This window comes from Bacteroides mediterraneensis, from assembly GCF_900128455.1.
In the GTDB taxonomy this organism is placed as follows: domain Bacteria; phylum Bacteroidota; class Bacteroidia; order Bacteroidales; family Bacteroidaceae; genus Phocaeicola; species Phocaeicola mediterraneensis.
In genome coordinates this window covers 3,174,476-3,192,635 of the sequence record NZ_LT635783.1, presented here as the reverse complement: position 1 = coordinate 3,192,635, position 18,160 = coordinate 3,174,476, and the positions used below count along the sequence as shown (strand labels likewise).

General features: G+C 44.1%; 18 protein-coding genes. All 18 read left to right on the top strand.

Annotation, left to right across the window (positions count from 1 at the left end; all coding sequences use genetic code 11):
• The 18 genes from BQ7480_RS13600 to BQ7480_RS13515 all read left to right on the top strand — a co-directional run bounded on the left by BQ7480_RS13600 (position 1) and on the right by BQ7480_RS13515 (position 18,134).
• Positions 1 to 1,056, top strand: coding sequence for a glycosyltransferase family protein (locus tag BQ7480_RS13600; RefSeq protein WP_072543297.1), 1,056 nt, complete (start codon positions 1 to 3; stop codon positions 1,054 to 1,056).
• Positions 1,057 to 1,071: 15 nt separating this feature from the next.
• Positions 1,072 to 2,202 carry a UDP-galactopyranose mutase gene (gene glf, locus BQ7480_RS13595; protein ID WP_072543296.1) on the top strand — a complete coding sequence of 377 codons (1,131 nt, stop codon included), beginning with the start codon at positions 1,072 to 1,074 and terminating at the stop codon, positions 2,200 to 2,202.
• A 6-nt stretch (positions 2,203 to 2,208) separates the two neighbouring features.
• On the top strand, positions 2,209 to 3,246 hold the full coding sequence (locus BQ7480_RS13590) for a hypothetical protein (RefSeq protein WP_072543295.1): 1,038 nt from the start codon (positions 2,209 to 2,211) through the stop codon (positions 3,244 to 3,246).
• 5 nt (positions 3,247 to 3,251) lie between these two features.
• On the top strand, positions 3,252 to 4,274 hold the full coding sequence (locus BQ7480_RS13585; protein ID WP_072543294.1) for a glycosyltransferase: 1,023 nt from the start codon (positions 3,252 to 3,254) through the stop codon (positions 4,272 to 4,274).
• An 11-nt stretch (positions 4,275 to 4,285) separates the two neighbouring features.
• Positions 4,286 to 5,158, top strand: coding sequence for an alpha-1,2-fucosyltransferase (locus BQ7480_RS13580; protein ID WP_083581831.1), 873 nt, complete (start codon positions 4,286 to 4,288; stop codon positions 5,156 to 5,158).
• A 12-nt stretch (positions 5,159 to 5,170) separates the two neighbouring features.
• On the top strand, positions 5,171 to 6,157 hold the full coding sequence (locus BQ7480_RS13575; protein WP_072543292.1) for a glycosyltransferase family 2 protein: 987 nt from the start codon (positions 5,171 to 5,173) through the stop codon (positions 6,155 to 6,157).
• A gap of 72 nt (positions 6,158 to 6,229) precedes the next feature.
• A complete protein-coding gene (locus BQ7480_RS13570; RefSeq protein WP_139255785.1) occupies positions 6,230 to 7,534 on the top strand; it encodes a hypothetical protein in 1,305 nt (434 codons plus the stop codon).
• Between the two features lie 45 nt (positions 7,535 to 7,579).
• Positions 7,580 to 8,338, top strand: coding sequence for a glycosyltransferase family 32 protein (locus tag BQ7480_RS13565; protein ID WP_072543290.1), 759 nt, complete (start codon positions 7,580 to 7,582; stop codon positions 8,336 to 8,338).
• Between the two features lie 18 nt (positions 8,339 to 8,356).
• Positions 8,357 to 9,433: an acyltransferase family protein gene (locus BQ7480_RS13560; RefSeq protein WP_072543289.1), complete on the top strand. Its 1,077-nt coding sequence runs from the start codon at positions 8,357 to 8,359 to the stop codon at positions 9,431 to 9,433.
• A 52-nt stretch (positions 9,434 to 9,485) separates the two neighbouring features.
• Positions 9,486 to 10,580, top strand: coding sequence for a glycosyltransferase family 4 protein (locus tag BQ7480_RS13555; protein ID WP_235816689.1), 1,095 nt, complete (start codon positions 9,486 to 9,488; stop codon positions 10,578 to 10,580).
• 56 nt (positions 10,581 to 10,636) lie between these two features.
• Positions 10,637 to 11,812, top strand: coding sequence for a glycosyltransferase (locus BQ7480_RS13550; RefSeq protein WP_161946439.1), 1,176 nt, complete (start codon positions 10,637 to 10,639; stop codon positions 11,810 to 11,812).
• A gap of 20 nt (positions 11,813 to 11,832) precedes the next feature.
• Positions 11,833 to 13,131: a hypothetical protein gene (locus tag BQ7480_RS13545; protein WP_235816688.1), complete on the top strand. Its 1,299-nt coding sequence runs from the start codon at positions 11,833 to 11,835 to the stop codon at positions 13,129 to 13,131.
• A 36-nt stretch (positions 13,132 to 13,167) separates the two neighbouring features.
• Positions 13,168 to 14,289 carry a glycosyltransferase family 4 protein gene (locus BQ7480_RS13540; protein ID WP_139255784.1) on the top strand — a complete coding sequence of 374 codons (1,122 nt, stop codon included), beginning with the start codon at positions 13,168 to 13,170 and terminating at the stop codon, positions 14,287 to 14,289.
• A 47-nt stretch (positions 14,290 to 14,336) separates the two neighbouring features.
• On the top strand, positions 14,337 to 14,963 hold the full coding sequence (locus BQ7480_RS13535; protein WP_374045596.1) for a sugar transferase: 627 nt from the start codon (positions 14,337 to 14,339) through the stop codon (positions 14,961 to 14,963).
• 14 nt (positions 14,964 to 14,977) lie between these two features.
• Positions 14,978 to 15,268 (top strand): PqqD family protein, encoded by a 291-nt coding sequence (locus tag BQ7480_RS13530; protein ID WP_072543285.1) that lies wholly within the window; start codon positions 14,978 to 14,980, stop codon positions 15,266 to 15,268.
• A gap of 30 nt (positions 15,269 to 15,298) precedes the next feature.
• Entirely contained in the window at positions 15,299 to 16,387 is a 1,089-nt protein-coding gene (locus tag BQ7480_RS13525) for a nucleotidyltransferase family protein (protein WP_072543284.1), read from the top strand.
• Complete coding sequence (locus BQ7480_RS13520) at positions 16,384 to 17,298, top strand: hypothetical protein (protein ID WP_072543283.1); 915 nt, start codon at positions 16,384 to 16,386, stop codon at positions 17,296 to 17,298. The genes BQ7480_RS13525 and BQ7480_RS13520 overlap by 4 nt, the downstream gene beginning before the upstream one ends.
• A 41-nt stretch (positions 17,299 to 17,339) precedes the next feature.
• Positions 17,340 to 18,134 (top strand): polysaccharide biosynthesis/export family protein, encoded by a 795-nt coding sequence (locus BQ7480_RS13515; protein ID WP_072543282.1) that lies wholly within the window; start codon positions 17,340 to 17,342, stop codon positions 18,132 to 18,134.
• The last annotated feature ends 26 nt before the right edge of the window (positions 18,135 to 18,160 follow it).

Here is an 18,160-nt window from a genome sequence, read left to right as displayed (position 1 = left end):
ATGAATAGACTTAATCAGAAAAACGGTTTATCAGGTTTGATGAGAACTCGAAATGAAGCAAGACTTCTTGGACCTTGTATCGATTCTTGCATTGATGCATTAGATGAATTAATTGTTGTCTATAATGATTGCACAGATGATACGGAATCGGTTTTAGAAAAAAAGAGAAAACAGTATCCTGATAAGCTTAAGGTTTATGCATATAATCACAAAGTGCTTTCTTTTGATTTAACCCATGAAGAGTTTGAATATGCGAAGGCCCTACCAGACGACTCGCCACGTCTATATTGCAACCAATGTAATTTTGGATTATCCAAAATGCAATATAAATATGCTGTAAAGATAGATGCTGATCAAATATACTTTGCTGACGAGATAAAAAAATGGCGGGATGTATGTGCCGGGAAATATCCTTTAAAATGGAGACCGACCTACTTGTGGGGATGGTTATTCATGATATATTTCTCAGTATATAGACATATTTCTGTGAAATTGAATAGACCTGAAATATTTATGTTGCCAGATAAGTTAGTTAATATTTTTATTAATCCATATATCCGTTATGCCAAATGGAGATTATTACGAGGTACAGCATGTATAGCTTTGTCGGGTCTGAACCTTTTTAAAGATGACCAATGGTATGTTCCCTTTGACAGGTTTAATATTCATCCTCCATATAATGGAGAAGGTGACACTGTAATCTTCAAATTAACAGAGAAAACTTTTTTTTCAAGACGCTTTGCAGATAAACTTACTTATTCTTGTACGGAACTGTTCCATAATCCCTACAAGGTAATGTTTACAGGTCCAGTTTGGTTTCATTTACACGCTAATAGAACCTATTGCTGTGACAAAGTAAAAGAAGTTAGAATGGAACATCCGGATTTATTTGTCTCGCCTGAAAAATTCCTAAAAATGAATTACCGGGAGGTTTTAAATAAGATGGATCCGAAAATCAACACTTTATTTCAACGTACATTGTTCGCACTGATACATAAGATGGGAATACAACAAATTAAAAGGCATTTGTATCTTCTCAATAAAATAAAACTTTAATACTATAATCTTGGTATGAAAGGATACGATTATCTGATAGTTGGCTCTGGCCTGTTTGGAGCCACATTCGCATATTTAGCTCATCAGCAAGGGAAAAAATGTCTGGTGATTGACAAGCGTGCTCATTTAGGCGGCAATATCTATTGTGAAGAAGTGGAAGGTATTCATGTCCACAAATATGGTGCCCATATCTTCCATACATCTAATAAACGAGTATGGAATTTTGTCAATTCGCTGGTTGAATTCAACCGTTATACCAACTCTCCCGTAGCCAATTATAAAGGTAAGTTGTATAACCTGCCGTTCAATATGAACACCTTTTACCAGATGTGGGGAGTAACGACCCCAGACGAGGCCGTGGCCAAGATAGAGGAACAGAAAGCCGAGGCCGTGGCCAAGATGAAGGCGGACGGAGTGACGGAACCGAGGAATCTGGAGGAGCAGGCACAGGTCCTCATAGGAAAGGATATCTATGAGAAGCTGATAAAAGGCTACACGGAGAAGCAGTGGGGACGTAAATGTACGGAACTGCCGGCATTCATCATCAAGCGCCTACCCGTACGTCTGGTGTTCGACAACAACTATTTTAACGACAAGTACCAAGGAATTCCCATCGGTGGATATAACAGACTGATCGAGGGCTTGCTGGATGGTGTAGAAACACGTACAGGCATGGACTTCTCGACACTGAAGGATACATGGCATGAGATTGCAGACAAGCTGGTCTATACTGGTGCCATAGATGAGTATTTTGACTATTGCTATGGCAAGCTGGAATACCGGACTGTAAAGTTCGAGACGGAGACGCTCGATACGGCTAATTATCAAGGTAATGCCGTCGTGAACTATACAGAGCGGGAGGTACCGTATACCCGTATCATCGAACATAAGCATTTCGAGATGTTCGGACAGGAAGTGGACAAGTGTCCTAAGACTGTGATTTCAAAAGAATACTCCACGGAATGGAAGCCGGGCATGGAGCCATATTACCCAGTAAACGACAGCCGTAACTCTGACTTATATCAGAAATATAAACATTTGGCAGACCAGGAGCCAAACGTTATATTCGGAGGTAGATTAGCAGAATATAAATATTACGATATGGCTCCTACTATAGAGTCGGTGTTGAAACACTTCAAATTTTAATCTATCATGTACAAGAACTATAAAGTGGTAGTCAATACCGCAGCAGGACGCCGGCGATACATGCAGTATCTGATACCTTATATCGTGTCTTCTCCTATTGTAGACCGATATGATATCTGGATCAATACCCACAACGGAGCCGATATCGAATTTTTTAAACAGATAGCACACCGCTTTCCCGTCGTGAACCTTGTCTGGCAACCGGACGGCGTCGTGAATGGCAACGAAAGTATTAATGCTTTTTATAAGGCCTGCATAGAACCAGATACGATTTACTTTAAACTGGATGATGATGTAGTGTGGATGGAACCGGAATTGATAGAAAAGATGGTTCGGTTTAGAGTTGAGAATCCTCACTACTTCCTGGTCTCTCCGCTCGTCATTAATAACTCGTTATCCACCTATTTGTTGCAAGTTGCAGGTAAAATAAAATTGGACCAATATTATTCGGCAGCCTCTTCTCATCCCGTGCTTTGGGAGAACGGCTTTTTTGCCAGTGACCTACACCTTTGGTTCATACAAAACTATCTAAAGGCCGGGAAATGGAACGAATTACACCTTGGCAAGAGAGAAATGGGCATGACCCGATTTTCCATTAATGCTGTATTGTGGTTCGGAGACGAGATGAAGAAAATAGAAGGAAAGGTACCGGGAGACGATGAGGAATTTCTGTCTTGCATATATCCTACCTCACAAGGAGTGTCAAATGCTTGGAATGGAGATGCCATTGTAGCACACTTCGCATTCTTCACGCAGCGTGAAGAACTGGACAAAATGGGGATTCTCGAGAAATACGGCCGAATCTGCATTGAAAGTTGGAATAAGGATTCCATGATGAAAGATATTTCCGATTCCGTGCAAAGCATCATGCAAAACATACAATCCAAACAGGTTGAGCTTGAGAGCCTTCCCTCTCCGTACAGACGAGTGCCTCCGCGGAAGATTCCGCATGCACGCATAAAGCGGTTCATTCCGGAGATTCTGCTGGAATTCTTACGGGAGCAGCGTTTAAAAGATAGAAAAACAGGATTTATTATCCAATAAATCAGATGGAAATGTCCCAGAAAGTTTTATCAATCATCGTACCGACATACAATATGGAGAAATATCTCGCATATTGTATGGACTCATTTCTGATTCATAAGAACCTTAACAAGCTTGAGGTTTTGATTGTGAATGACGGAAGTACCGATAAGTCATTGGATATTGCCAAGAAATATGTTTCCTGCGCTGAAGATGTCTTTAAGATTATAAATAAGAAAAACGGGAATTATGGTTCTTGTATCAATGCTGCCCTACCGGTCGCCACAGCAAAATATGTAAAGGTGGTAGATGCCGATGACAGCGTAAATACCGAGAATCTGGACGATTTCGTCTCATTCCTTGCAGAGCATGACGTGGATTTAGCGCTTTCTGATTTCACACTAGTCAATGAAGATCGGATAGAAACCAAAAAGATATCTTACAATTTCGGTAAATCCTTAATTCCCATGGAACAGATTTGTTCTACAAATCGTTTTAAGGATATGGAAATGCATGCTGTCACATATAGAAGAGAATTACTGTTGAGTTCTGGATATTCCCAAACGGAAGGTATTTCTTATACAGACCAGCAATGGATTTTTAGTCCCATGGCTACTGTGAAGACCGTGGGTATCTTTAACCGGCCTGTCTATAAATACTTGATAGGCCGTGTAGGACAAACCGTAGACCCTGCAGTTAAAATAAAGAAGATGGTAGACCGTATCAAATGTGCGTTAGACATGGCTATTCAATATGAAAGACTGTATCAGAAGGTATCCCCTGCTGTTAAAGCCTATTTGGATGCCCGGATCCGTCCGAATGTACAGGACATCTACCTTACTTATTTCACTAATACATCCAAAATAGACAAGGCCCTTATTAGAGAGTTTGACCGGAAATTCAAAGTCAATGCTCCTTTCCTGTATCAATATATCAATTCGCTTAATCTCCATATCCGATTATGGAGAAGAATAGCCCAATATCCCATATTGGAAAAGATATTTTGTAAAGGCTTCTCCATTGCATTGTGGTTTAAATTATCATTCTAAGAACGTTCTATATGTCTGTTATTGTAAATATGGCCTGCGGCCTTGCCAACCGGATGTTCCAATATAGCTATTACCTCTTCCTGAAACATCAGGGTTACCAAGTACAGGTGGATTTCTATCATTCGGCCAAGCTGGCTCATGAGAAAGTGGCCTGGTACGACATCTTCCCAGAGGCAAAGATAGACCAAGCTTCTTCCTGGAATGTGCTGAGACTGGGAGGAGGCTCTGATTTCTTATCCAAGATTCGTCGCAGATATCTACCTTTTCTCACTGGTGTGATTAATATGCCTACGGCCTTTGACGCTGACCTGCCTGTTTGTGACAAAAAAAACCAATATATCATCGGTGTATTTCAGAATGCGAAGATGGTGGAAGCCGTAGAAAAGGATGTGAAACGTTGTTTCACTTTTAAGCCTTTTACCGACGAACGAAACCAAAGACTGGAAAAAGAAATGTCTGCCTGTGAGTCTGTTGGTATTCACGTCCGCAAAGGAGAGGACTACGCACAGCGAGTATGGTATCAGAACACCTGTCCCGTGGAATATTATCAAAGGGCAATCCGGCTGATTACCGAGAAGGTGAGCCATCCTAAGTTTTATGTCTTCACCGATAATCCGGCATGGGTGAAAGAGCATTTTAATGACTTCCCCTACACGCTGGTAGAAGGGAATCCCGCCAGTGGCTGGGGTAGTCATTTTGACATGCAGTTGATGAGTGTGTGTAAACATAATATTATATCCAACAGTACTTATAGTTGGTGGAGTGCATTCCTGAACGTGTATTCTGGTAAGACTGTCATTGCACCCAAGGTGTGGTTTAATTCGGACAGCTGTGCAGAATTCACTTCTGAAAGAATTTTGTGTAAAAACTGGTTGGCAGTATAAAATCACGATAGGATGGAATATAAAGTTTCGGTTATTATACCAGTTTATAAAGTTGAAAAATTTATAGAGCGATGTGCGCGGTCGTTGATGGAGCAAACGTTGGCGGATGTGGAATATATCTTTGTAGATGATGCCTCACCTGATAACAGCCTCACCATGTTACGTACTGTTCTTGCTGAGTATCCCGAACGAAGTAGCCACGTCAGGATTCTGACACATACTGAGAATAAAGGACTGCCGGCAGCTCGCAACACTGGACTTTCTGTGGCTGAAGGAGAGTATATCTTTCATTGTGACAGCGATGATTTCGTGGATTCGGAAATGCTTGAACAGCTTTATAACAAAGCTACGGAAACTGGTGCAGATATCGTGTGGTGTGACTGGTATCTGACTTTTGAGAAATCAGAACGCTATATGAAGCAACCAAACTTTGCAACTGCCGAAGAAGCTTTAAAAGCCATGTTGGGTGGAAGAATGAAGTTTAATGTCTGGAATAAATTGGTAAACCGAGAACTTTATGCCAAGAATCATATAACATTTCCTTCAGGATATGCTATGGGAGAAGATATGACAATGATGCTGCTGTTTGTACATGCTCAAAAGGTTATATATTTGCCTAAAGCATTTTATCATTATGTAAAACTAAACACTTCTGCTATTAGTAGTAATTATTCAGAAAAATATTGGGAGGATTTAAAATATAATGTATCTAGAATAGAAAAATATTTATATAATACTTATGGACATAAGTTTGATGCAGAAATAGCATTCTTAAAACTTGAAGCAAAATACCCCTTATTGATAATGTCTTCCAAGATGTCTCTGTATCGTCTATGGAATAATTTATATCCTGAAGCTAATCAGTATATTCTCAAGAATAAAAATATATCATTAAGGAGTAGGATGGTCCAAATATGTGCACGCTATCACTTATATTGGGCAGTATGGTTACATTATCAATTAATATGTCATTTAGTGTATGGTGTTATATATAAATAGTTATTTAATCTGATAGCTAGAAAATGTACAATAGTATGGCCATAATAAATTCATAAATCAGAGTAAAAAATAATGATAAGAGCAATACAAGTTTCTATAATAACTATATTAACTAGTTTTTTCTTCTTTCCTTTTTTCTTTACCTTTTTACCGTCTGTAAACACAAAAATGATTTTGGCGGCTTTAGGTTTGATTATTTTTGTGATAGATCGCTCAAACAACCATACGCAGTTTTTTGAGAATAAACTCTTTAGAATCTCTATAGGGGCCTTAGGCGTTTCATTTTGTAGTTTCCTTTCAATGACTATAAATAATACGCCTGATAATTCTTATTTAAGTTATATTATTTCCATGTGGGTATGGTTGTTTGCCGCTTATTTTTGCGTATATCTCATGCGTCAGGTACATGGGGAAGTATCTGTAGAAACGATTGGTAACTATTTGGTGGCGGTAGCTTTATTACAATGTACACTCGGTATGCTAATAAATTATTTCCCATTTATTAATAATGCAGTTAATAGTATTGTTACTGGAGAGAAATACATGATAGGAATTGAAGGTAGAATTCATGGAATAGGTTGTGCCTTAGATGTCGGTGGAGGTCGCTTAGGCGCCATACTCATCATACTGGCTTATGTGATTTTACAGTCTATCAAACGCCAGAAAGCCTGGTGGGTGTTTATGGGCCTGCTGGGATCCTTTTTCTATATCTTGGTAATAGGTAATATGATTGGACGTACTACCATCGTAGGAGCAGCCATAGCCATCGCTTATTTAGTCTTCTCTCTTTGTTCTGATCGAAAGATTGAGGCAACCTCTATCCGTTCTTTTCTATCTATTGCCGGCTTAGTGGTCATTATTGGAGTGATTATCTGCGTCGGGCTATATAATGTAAGTCCGGAAATGCATAAATTGTTAAGATTCGGATTTGAAGCCTTCTTTAATTATTTTGAACATGGTACTTTTGAGACTAATTCTACCAATATGTTATCAGAAGGAATGATATTCCCTGACAATTTTAGAACTTGGATAATTGGTGATGGATATATGGCAAGTGGATCAAATGATCCCTACTATATAGGCCCTGCCGATTATGGTTTTTATATGAATACGGATGCAGGATATTCTCGCTTTATCTTTTATTTTGGATTGATAGGCCTTTCCTCATTTATTCTTTTTTTTATCATTGTATGTAATGAATGTATAAAAGGGATAGAAAAAAATCGACTCTTATTTATAGCTATTCTTATATTAGGATTATCTATTTGGATTAAAGTCTCTACAGATATATTCTTGGTATTTGCTCCTTTTTTGTGTATTAATGATGTTAAGGAAAGTGATGATATCAATACAAATGGATACATTGAAACAATATAGAATTGGTATACTATTGATAGTAAAAAATACTTTATATTTGTTTATATGATACCTAAAATAATCCATTTTTGCTGGCTTTCAAACGATGAATATCCTTCAAAAATAGCATATTGCATTAATTCGTGGAAGGATAAACTTCCTGATTACGAAATACGTTTATGGAATTTATCACGTTTTGATATAGATTCTTCTGTGTGGTGCAAAGAGGCTTTTGAGTCACGAAAATATGCATTTGCTGCAGATTATATTCGTTGTTATGCATTGTATACAGAAGGAGGAATTTATTTGGATTCTGACGTGGAAATCTTAAAACCATTTGATGATCTTCTTCATCTTTCTTATTTTATAGGTGAAGAACAGGGGGGTAATATAGAACCTGCTGTTATGGGATGTGAAAAGGGCTGGAAATTTATGAAGGAAATGATGGAGTACTATGATAACAGACATTTTAATGTAAATGGTGTTTTTGATATGATAACATTGCCTGTAATCATGTCAGGCAATATTAATAAGAAATACAAATATATACGTATGAAATATCCTTCTGATTTTATAAAAGATGAAAATATATTTTGTGTGTTTCCCGCAACATATTTTTCACCTAAATATCCTAATAGCTTTAAATGTCCGGTTTCTTCGTATACATATTCCATTCATCATTTTGCAGCTTCATGGTATCCGATGGATAAAAAAATTTTTAGATTGATAAGACGGTTATTCGGATATAATGTTGCTCATTTTTGTTCTATAATTGTAAAAAAGATGAAATCTTTTTGTTTTAAAGGCTTTAAGTGTTGTCAATAATAAAAACCAATCTATGGAATGGATAAAAAAGAAATAAATTATCATCGTGTTGAGGCATGGGACTTACTTAAAACTTTTGCTATTTTTCTTGTGATAATGGGACATTTTTTACAATATATGGTAAGTTGGTCTCCTTTTGAATGTCCGGTATTTGCATGGATTCAGACTTTTCATATGCCATTGTTTATGACTCTAGCAGGACTCTTTGCTGGTAAAGGCTATGAGAAAAATACATTTAAAGAATATTTTACAAAACGTTTTATGCGAGTAATGTTACCTTGTATAAATTGGCTTATGATAATCTTTTTAGTAAAAGGTTTAATGGCGGATAATACTTGGTCTTTATCAATGTTAAAAGCAACATTAATCAATGATTTATGGTTTTTCAAGAGCCTTTTTATCTGTTCTCTTTTAGGATATTTGGCATATAAAAAGAAAGGGAATCGGGTATTATATATTATTTTATCACTTTTGATTAGTCAGATTTGTTTGCTGTGGAATGTTTTTATAATGTTTCCATGTTTTTTATGTGGCATGTTTATCTATAAATATTTCAATTGTTTGTTGAATAATTTAAAATTGGTCTTATGGATTTCTGGGACTTTCTTTTTAATATTATCGCTATATTTATCTTTCTCTCCTGAATATTGGATAACAGGTAAAGGGATACGTCAAGCTTTATTTAGTGGTTTAATGTCAATAGAATCAAATTTTTTGTTTTTATTGGATATTGTGGGTCGTCGTTATCTTAACATGATTGTAGGAATTGCGGCTTCAGTGTTTTTTATTATTGGATCCTATAAGTTATTTAGAAATATCAGGTTGTGGGGGCTGCTGAAAAAGTGGGCAGATAGCGGAAAATATACGTTAGGTATTTATGTTATTCAGACAGTAATTGTAGAGATTATCACGATACGATTTATTCAAGCAGATTTAGAACATTCTGCAATCTATATAATTTTGATTTTCCCACTTTTGTCAATTGGAGTTATATGGTTTAGTGTATGTGTAAATTCCTATATATCTTTAAAGAAATCGTATCTTGCGTTTTTATTATTTGGGGATAAGCCTCAACTTGTGAATAAAAAGGATTGAAGAATCAATGAAAATCCTCTATTGCACCCACTCCACATGTAACCCCGGCGGAATGGAACGTGTACTGTTGAACAAAGTGACGTACCTTTCCCAGCTTCCAGGATGGGAGATTTCGGTAGTTACTACCGACCAGCATCACCGTCCTCCGTTCTATCCCTTTCCGGAGAAGGTACGGATGACCGATCTGGACATCAACTATTCGGACGACAATGACAAAGGGGTGTGGAAAAAGATTTTTGGCTATCTCCGCAAGCGGAAGGAGCACAAACGGAAACTGACGGCACTGCTTGAAAAAGAAAGGCCGGACATCGTGGTGTCGCTTTACCCTTCGGAATCGTCCTTCATTCCGGGCATCAAGGATGGAAGCAAGAAGGTGCTCGAACTGCATTTCTGTAAGTTTTTCCGTTTACAGTATGGCCGGAAGGGCTTGTTGGGATGGATTGACAAGCTACGCACTCGTCAGGATGAACGGATTGTTCGGAGGTTTGACAAATTCGTGGTGCTGACCCACGAAGACAAGGGATATTGGGGAAACCTGCCGAACATCGAGGTGATTCCCAATGCGGCCATGCAGGTGAGCGAAAGCTACTCGGACGTGACGAACAAACGGGTCATTGCGGTGGGACGGCTGGATTACCAGAAAGGGTTCGACCGCCTGATTGAAGCTTGGGAATGGATACAGGGCACAGGGAAACTGACGGACTGGCGGCTGGATATTTTCGGCCAAGGGGAATGGCGAGAAATGCTTCAGCACATGATAGATGAAAAAGGATTGCAAGATACAGCTCGGATAAATCCACCTACGAATGCTATTATGAATGAGTATGCTCAAAGTTCTTTGTTAGTGATGAGTTCACATTATGAAGGATTTGGCATGGTTTTAGTAGAAGCTATGTCATGTGGAGTACCGGTAGTTTCATTTGACTGTAAATGTGGTCCGAAAGATATTATCCAGCACGGAATAAACGGTTTGCTGGTGCCCGAGGGGGATATTAAGGCGTTGGCCAATGCCATGATGGAGGTGATGACGGATGAGACTTACCGCAGAATGTTGTCACGGAATGCACGGAAGGTGGTCGACACATACTCGGAAGAAGCGGTCATGGCACGATGGATCCGCTTGTTTACTTCTATTACAGCACGATGAAAAAATTGCTTCAGATAAATCCTGTGTTGAGGATCTCTACTTCAACGGGACGTATCATGCAGGAAATTGGGGAACTGGCCATTCGGAATGGTTGGGAAAGCTATATTGCCTACAGCCGCGGACGGGATGGCATCAAGCCGTGCACCTCGAAACTGGTGCCGGTGGGCAACAAGTGGAGCGTGGCGTGGCACGGCGTGAAAACGCGGTTGCTGGACGCACACGGACTGGCTTCTTCGGGGGCTACCCGGCAGTTTATCCGACGGATGGAACAGATAAAGCCAGACGTGATTCATATCCACAACATTCATGGGTATTTCCTGAATTACCGGATTTTGTTCGATTATCTGGCAAAATGTGACATCCCGGTGGTATGGACGGTACACGACTGCTGGTTGTACACGGGGCATTGTTATTATTATTCGTATGTGCGGTGCAACCGTTGGCAGGAAGGGTGTCATGATTGCCCGCAGCGCGGACTGTTCCCGACGAGTTTGTGGCATGACCGGAGCGAACAAAATTATGAGGACAAGCGGAAGGCGTTTACTTCCATGCCGAAAGACCGGTTGGTTATGGTGCCGGTGTCCGAGTGGATTAAGTCGGAGATGCAGCAATCGTTTTTCCGCGGATATGATTTCCGGGTGATTCACAATGGCATCAATACGGAGGCGTTTCAGGTGTATGACTCCACGGAAGTAAGGAAGAAGTATGGACTGGGAAACAAGCATGTGCTGCTGGGGGTAGCCAGTATCTGGAGTAAGGAGAAGGGGCTGGACGATTTCATCCAGATGGCGGAACGGTTGCGGGAGGATGAGCTCATTGTGCTGGTAGGAGTCAAGCCGGAAGAAAGAAAAAGACTGCCCGGCAAGGTGGTCGGGATAGCCCGGACAGAAAATATACGGCAGCTGGCGGAACTGTATGCGGCTGCGGATGCGTTCATCAATCCCACCTGGCAGGATAATTATCCTACGGTGAATATGGAGGCGATTGCCTGTGGTACTCCCGTAGTGACGTACCGGACGGGGGGAAGTGTGGAAGCGGTGACGGAAGAGACGGGCTTTGTGGTGGAACAAGGTGACTGGCAAGGCTTGTTGGAAGCGGCACGGCAGGTGGAACAGCGGGGAAAAGCTTATTACCAAGGCCGGTGCCGGGAATATGCGTTGGCGCATTTCAAGAAAGAAGACCGTTATGCGGATTATATCCGTTTGTACGACGAACTGACAATGCGGGGGTAACCGCACGAAACCCAATCACTATGAATCCTCTTGAGGGCTTTGAATCGGAAACCTTTTCCTTGACGGGCAAAGAAAAGGAAAGGTTGTTGCGCCGGCATGCGCTTCATTGCAAATATGAGAAGGCGGTGGAGCTGTATGCGGATACCGACCAGACACTGGCGGACATTGCAGAAGCCTGCCGTGTGTCGGTAGGGGGATTGGGGAATTATCTGCGTCGTTACTGGCGGGAGCTGGTACTGAAGCGAAATCATATTTCAGCGGAGGGAAAGCAGCTGGAGAACCTGAAGATTAAGGCTGTCGGCCAACAGAATGTGAATGCACATGAGAAGTACAAGGAGGCTGTAGCAGCTTGTGATTCTTTGGAATATATCGATTTGAACCTGTCTCAGGTGGCACGTAAGTTTGGAGTGGACGGGGCTTCGCTGGCCAATTTCATGCATATTCATTATGAGGATACGCTGGTGTGGCGTGAGAAGGTACGTGTCCGGCTGGGAATTAATGACAACCTCCGGCGTGGGGCACGCATGGAGAGTGTGGAACAGTATGCGGAAGCCGTGAAATTATACCAGACCACGAATACGACGCTGCCGGAGATTGCGGATGTGTGCCAGCTTTCGGTGGGGGGATTGATGCAGTATTTGCGTTTTTACCATAAAGAATTGCTGCAGCAGAAAAGGGAATCCCGGAAAGCGGCAAAGGGATGCCAATTGCAGGGAAATCTGACGGGGAACGGACGTATCTACCGGCCTTTACCGCAGACGGAACGGAAATATGCGGAGGCGTTGGCGCTTTACAAAGATACGGCCTTGACGCTGAAAGAGATTGTGCGGCGTACGGGGGTACCGGCTGAGGGCTTTCGTTTTTATCTGCATAAGTGGCATAAAGAGTTGGTGGCTGAGCGTGCTGGTATAACAGGACCGATAGACGCACATACGAATTTGTGCCGGGAACGCCGACGGATGAAGACAGTGACAGCCAAATATGCAGAGGCGATTGAAAGCCTGAAAGCGAATCCACGGGCGGTGGCACAGGTGGCTGCGGAATTTCATCTGCATCCGGAAACGTTCAGAAACTACCTTCACAAATATGAGCCGGAACTGGCCCGCCGGCAGGGGATGACGGTGACGGAAGAAGGGCGGAAGGTGTTACATCGAAGTGAAGACAAATATGCGGAGGCGATACGTCTGTATGCCACTACGACGGATACACTGAAAGAAATTGCACGGCGGCTGGACTTGAACGAGAAGAGTTTGGGAGGGTATGTCCGGAGAAACTATCCGGAGCTGGTGAAACAGCGGAAATGCCCGTCCGAAAAATAGATAAAGATACAGAATTGAAAAATAAATTGTGGGTGTATGAATCCAGATAAGATGAAAGTGCTGCAACTGGGGAAATTCTATCCGATACGGGGTGGGGTGGAAAAGGTGGCGTTTGATTTGATGAGGGGATTGTCGGAAAGGCACATACCTTGTGACATGCTTTGTGCGGCAGAAGAGGGGGGCGACCGGAACATCCGGTTGAACGAATATGCCCGGCTCATCTGTTGCCGGACGTGGGTAAAGGCGTGTGCGACCATGATTTCGCCTTCCATGATTTTCACGTTGCGGAAGATTTGTGGGGAATACGATATTATCCATGTGCATCATCCCGACCCGATGGCCTGTTTGGCCCTTTTTCTTTCGGGGTATAGAGGGAAGGTGGTACTACACTGGCACAGTGACATTCAGAAGCAGAAAATCCTGTTGAAATTGTATCGCCCGCTACAGCAATGGCTGTTGCGCCGGGCCGATAAGATTGTGGGGACTTCTCCCGTCTATCTGGCCGAATCGCCTTGCTTGCAGGAGGTGCAGGAAAAGACGGTTTGCCTGCCCATAGGGGTGGTGCCCGTGGTGTCTGTACCCGAAGCTGTAGAGGCTGTCCGGAAGCAATATCCGGGGAAGAAAATCGTGTTCTCCCTAGGGCGGCTGGTGGCTTACAAAGGATTTTGTTTCCTGGTCGAGGCAGCCCGGTATCTGAGCGAGGACTATGTGGTGCTGATTGGCGGCACGGGAGCCTTGGAGGAAGAGTTGCAACGGCAGATAGAGGATTTGAACCTGCAAGAGAAAGTAAAGCTGTTGGGACGGGTCAGTGACGAGGATTTACCGGCCTATTATGGAGCTTGTGACGTGTTCTGCCTGAGCAGTGTACAGAAGACGGAGGCGTTCGGCATCGTACAGATAGAGGCGATGTCGTGCGGCAAGCCGGTGGTGGCCACACGAATTCCTCAGTCGGGGGTTTCCTGGGTGAACCAGGAGGGCGTGTCGGGTTTGAATGTGGAACCGGAAAAGGCGCAGGAGCTGGCGGAGGCCATTGAGAAGGTGACAGGAGACGCGGAAACCTATCGGCGGTTTTCCGAAGGGGCGAGAAAGCGTTATCGGGACCTGTTCACCAAAGAACGTATGATAGAGAGATGTTTAACGATATATTTGGAGTTATGAAAAAGGTTAATGAAGAAGATGTCATGTCGAAAGCTATGATGGCATATATGGCAAGCGGCACTTATTATTTTGGGGAGGGAATGTCGGTTACTTCCTGCAGGATAAAGCGTGTGGCGGATATAGCGGGAAGTCTGGTGGCATTGCTTGTCTTTTCACCGGTATTTTTGCTGATATCCTGGCTTATCAAACGGGAAGACGGTGGTCCGGTAATCTTCAGCCAGGAACGGATTGGATATAAAGGCAAACCGTTCACTTTGTATAAGTTCCGCTCCATGAGGGTGGATTCTGAGTCGGACGGAAAGCCGGCCTTATGCCAGAAAGATGATGCGCGGCTGACCAGAATCGGACGTTTCCTGCGGGAACACCATTTGGATGAGCTTCCTCAGCTGTGGAATGTGCTGAAAGGGGAGATGAGCTTTGTGGGACCACGCCCGGAACGGAAGTTTTTTGTAGACAAAATCAGGGCCATCAATCCGGATTATGAGCTGTTGTACAAGCTGCGTCCGGGACTGTTCTCCAAGGCTACGCTCTACAATGGGTACACCGATACCATGGAGAAGATGTTGGAACGTCTGCGGATGGATCTGGAGTACATGCGTACCCGTTCGTTATGGGTGGATATCAAGATTATCTGGCTGACGGCAACGGCCATTTTGGGAGGAAAGAAGTTTTAATTGGAAGATGAATTATGGAGCAGAACAAGTTTGGAATACGAAAAGGATTGCAGTTGCGGAAGATTGGCAACCGTTACATGATTGTGGATGCGTGTGAGAATAATGTGAACCTGAGCCATGTGTACAGTCTGAATGGTACGGCGGCATGGATGTGGGAACGGCTGGCGGAAGGTGTCTCTTCGCCGGATGAACTCGCCGACCGGCTGTGTGGAGACTATCAGGTGGAACGGGAAAGGGCTTTCCACGACGTGGAAAACCAGCTGGCGGAATGGCGGCAGTTCGGACTGGTGGTGACTGAATCCTAAAAGAATCATACACTGAAACAGAATCGGACAGTGGAGAAGATACATGCGGCATTGCTTGTGCTGTTGAGAGCCGGTTTGTGGGAGCGTGGAGTGGAAGATGCTTCCTGTTTCCCGCTGACGGAAGCGGAGTGGCAAAAGGTTTATCTGTTGTCACGGCAGCAGACGGTGACCGGAATCGTGTTCCAAGGGGTGTTGTCTTTGAGCGAGGACCTGTTGCCTTCGGAACCGTTGCTTGTGCGCTGGATGGCGGAGACGGATGCCATCGAGCGGAAGAACCGTCGGATGAATGAGGTGCTGGTGTCGCTTGTGAAGATGTTTACATCCATTGGTGTGAGCCCTGTGTTGCAGAAAGGACAAGGCGTGGCTTCGTTGTATGAAAAACCGTTGTGGCGGGAATGCGGCGACATTGATCTTTATTTTGAAAGCCGGCAGGACTTTGAGCGGGCTTCTTATTTCGTGCGCCGCTGCAAGTTGCAGGAAGAAAAAATGCCCGACCAGAGCATTGCCTATACCTGGAAAGGCGTGGCGATAGAGCATCACACCCGGTTGCTGGATTTACACAATCCTTTTCTGCGGCATTATGCAGGTCAGCTGGTGCCTCGGTACGGCTACAGCCACGTTTCTTTAGGAAATGAGGACGGGACTGAAATCACGGTGCCTTCTCCGGTACTGAATCTGTTGTTGCAGAGCCTGCATATCTTGAAACATGCTCTTGGATGGGGCATCGGGTTGCGGCAGTTGTGCGACCTGGCCCGTACCTGCTACACCTTGCATCAGGAAGTCGATGCCGTGGAAGTGAAAAGAATCAGTCTTCGCCTGGGACTGGGACGTTGGCACAGCCTGTTGCATGCCTGCCTGGTGAATCATCTCGGACTGCCGGTGGAATGTCTGCCTTATCCGGACAGGGCTTCCGAGGCTTCCCCCTTGCTCGATATAATCTGGCGGGGAGGCAATTTCGGCCAGTACAATGCCGGTAATCTGCGCCCGATGGTTCCATCGTGGAAACGGAAGTGGCAGACGGCATGCGCTTTTCGGAGAAATATGGGGTTTGCGTTCCGCTATGCCCCGAAAGAAAGTTTCTGGATTGTATCCAGTCTGTTGAAAGGACAATTCAAATGAGGATAAAATATAATTTTTCGGTAGCAGGTTTCACATTGCAAATCAGCCTGCCTCAGGGATGGAATGTAGATGCCTTGCTGCCCTCGTTCCGCGCTTTCCGTTGCCCGGACGAGGCGGAAGAGACAGAAAAACTGCTGACGTGTACGGTGTATGCGGCGGCGGAAACGGAAAGACCTTCCGGTGTGCTTCCCGGCACTTTGCTGGAAAGTACGGTCAATGATATGGGCTATGTGAGTTTGTATAAATATGATAAGGAAGCTGAGGGGTATTGTGTCACCCTTTCCGCGGAACAAAAAGGAAGATTGCATGTCATGCAGGCCGACGTTTTCTTTTCTACTGTCCAGGTATATTTGTATGAAAACGAAAGGCTGGCAGGGCATGCATTATCTTCCTTACTTCGGATTGCCTATTCGCAGGCGGTGCTTTACCGTGGGGGAATTTCCCTCCATGCTTCGGCGGTCTTTTGCGGAAACCGGGCTTTCCTTTTCATGGGCAGAAGCGGGACCGGCAAAAGCACACATGCGGCACTGTGGATGAAGTATGTGCCTGGAGTGGAACTGCTGAACGATGACAACCCCACCCTGCGTATGATTCAGGGAAAGGCATATACTTACGGCACTCCGTGGAGCGGTAAGACTCCCTGCTACAAGCCGCTTTGTTTTCCCTTGGGGGGAATGGTGCGTCTGAAGCAGGCTCCGGCCAACCGGTTTTACCGGCAGAAGGAGGTGGATGCTTTTGCGGCCATCCTTCCCGGCTGTTCGGTCATCCGTCAGGATGTGGCTTTGCGTTCGTGCCTGTACGATACACTGGTCCAGCTGGCCGAACAGGTTCCGGTCGGGATACTGGAATGCAGACCCGATGAAGAGGCGGCTCTGATGTGCCACCGTGCCTTGTCACCGTCCGACCAATGAGAATGAAACGAATAATACTTTAATTATTATATACCTGGATTATGAGAAAACAATCGTTTTTATGGGCAAGCTTGTTTGCCCTGCTACTGTTGAGTTCCTGCGCTTCACGCAAGAATTTTGTGTATTTGCAGGATATGGAAATGGGACTGAAATATCCCATCGAAAACAAATATGAGGCTGTGATTCACCGGGACGACCGGTTGAGCATTACGGTCAGTTGCAAGAACCCGGAACTGGCCATCCCGTTCAACATCTACGACGGAACGTTCCGTGTCGGGGCAGACGGAAATGTGACATCGGATGCCACGAGCAAGGTCAATGAAAAAGGCTACCGGGTGGATGTGGACGGAAACATCGATTTCCCGATTCTGGGCAAGTTGCACATCGAAGGCATGAAGGTGAGCGAGGTGCGCGATTTGATTAAGGAAAAGATAGAAGAGGGAGAATACATGAAAGACCCGTTGGTTTCCATCGAATTCCTGAACTTCAAGTACACCGTGCTGGGAGCTGTGGGAGGTAACGGCACTTACACGGTAGACGGCGACCGGGTGACACTGCTGGAAGCCATTGCCAAGGCGGGCGACCTGACGGCCAAGGCGAGAATAGACCGGGTGGCCGTGATTCGCGAGGTAGACGGCAATCGGCAGATGTTCATGCACGACCTGCGCAGCAAGGACATCTTCGACTCCCCCTGCTTCTACCTCCAGCAGAACGACATCGTGTATGTAGAGCCCAAGTACAAGAAGAAAGACAACGAAGACCGCGGCTGGCAGATTGGTACCACCCTGCTGTCTGTGGTTACGGCAGTATGTTCTCTGCTGTGGGTACTCAAATAAAAGTAACGCTAATTATTTTTTCAGAA

What these genes read in the sequence shown, in the direction of transcription:
- BQ7480_RS13600 (WP_072543297.1), top strand. Translation starts at nt 1, where the DNA reads ATGAATAGACTTAATCAGAAAAACGGTTTATCAGGTTTGATGAGAACT.
- glf (WP_072543296.1), top strand. Translation starts at nt 1,072, where the DNA reads ATGAAAGGATACGATTATCTGATAGTTGGCTCTGGCCTGTTTGGAGCC.
- BQ7480_RS13590 (WP_072543295.1), top strand. Translation starts at nt 2,209, where the DNA reads ATGTACAAGAACTATAAAGTGGTAGTCAATACCGCAGCAGGACGCCGG.
- BQ7480_RS13585 (WP_072543294.1), top strand. Translation starts at nt 3,252, where the DNA reads ATGGAAATGTCCCAGAAAGTTTTATCAATCATCGTACCGACATACAAT.
- BQ7480_RS13580 (WP_083581831.1), top strand. Translation starts at nt 4,286, where the DNA reads ATGTCTGTTATTGTAAATATGGCCTGCGGCCTTGCCAACCGGATGTTC.
- BQ7480_RS13575 (WP_072543292.1), top strand. Translation starts at nt 5,171, where the DNA reads ATGGAATATAAAGTTTCGGTTATTATACCAGTTTATAAAGTTGAAAAA.
- BQ7480_RS13570 (WP_139255785.1), top strand. Translation starts at nt 6,230, where the DNA reads ATGATAAGAGCAATACAAGTTTCTATAATAACTATATTAACTAGTTTT.
- BQ7480_RS13565 (WP_072543290.1), top strand. Translation starts at nt 7,580, where the DNA reads ATGATACCTAAAATAATCCATTTTTGCTGGCTTTCAAACGATGAATAT.
- BQ7480_RS13560 (WP_072543289.1), top strand. Translation starts at nt 8,357, where the DNA reads ATGGATAAAAAAGAAATAAATTATCATCGTGTTGAGGCATGGGACTTA.
- BQ7480_RS13555 (WP_235816689.1), top strand. Translation starts at nt 9,486, where the DNA reads ATGGAACGTGTACTGTTGAACAAAGTGACGTACCTTTCCCAGCTTCCA.
- BQ7480_RS13550 (WP_161946439.1), top strand. Translation starts at nt 10,637, where the DNA reads ATGCAGGAAATTGGGGAACTGGCCATTCGGAATGGTTGGGAAAGCTAT.
- BQ7480_RS13545 (WP_235816688.1), top strand. Translation starts at nt 11,833, where the DNA reads ATGAATCCTCTTGAGGGCTTTGAATCGGAAACCTTTTCCTTGACGGGC.
- BQ7480_RS13540 (WP_139255784.1), top strand. Translation starts at nt 13,168, where the DNA reads ATGAATCCAGATAAGATGAAAGTGCTGCAACTGGGGAAATTCTATCCG.
- BQ7480_RS13535 (WP_374045596.1), top strand. Translation starts at nt 14,337, where the DNA reads ATGGCAAGCGGCACTTATTATTTTGGGGAGGGAATGTCGGTTACTTCC.
- BQ7480_RS13530 (WP_072543285.1), top strand. Translation starts at nt 14,978, where the DNA reads ATGGAGCAGAACAAGTTTGGAATACGAAAAGGATTGCAGTTGCGGAAG.
- BQ7480_RS13520 (WP_072543283.1), top strand. Translation starts at nt 16,384, where the DNA reads ATGAGGATAAAATATAATTTTTCGGTAGCAGGTTTCACATTGCAAATC.
- BQ7480_RS13515 (WP_072543282.1), top strand. Translation starts at nt 17,340, where the DNA reads ATGAGAAAACAATCGTTTTTATGGGCAAGCTTGTTTGCCCTGCTACTG.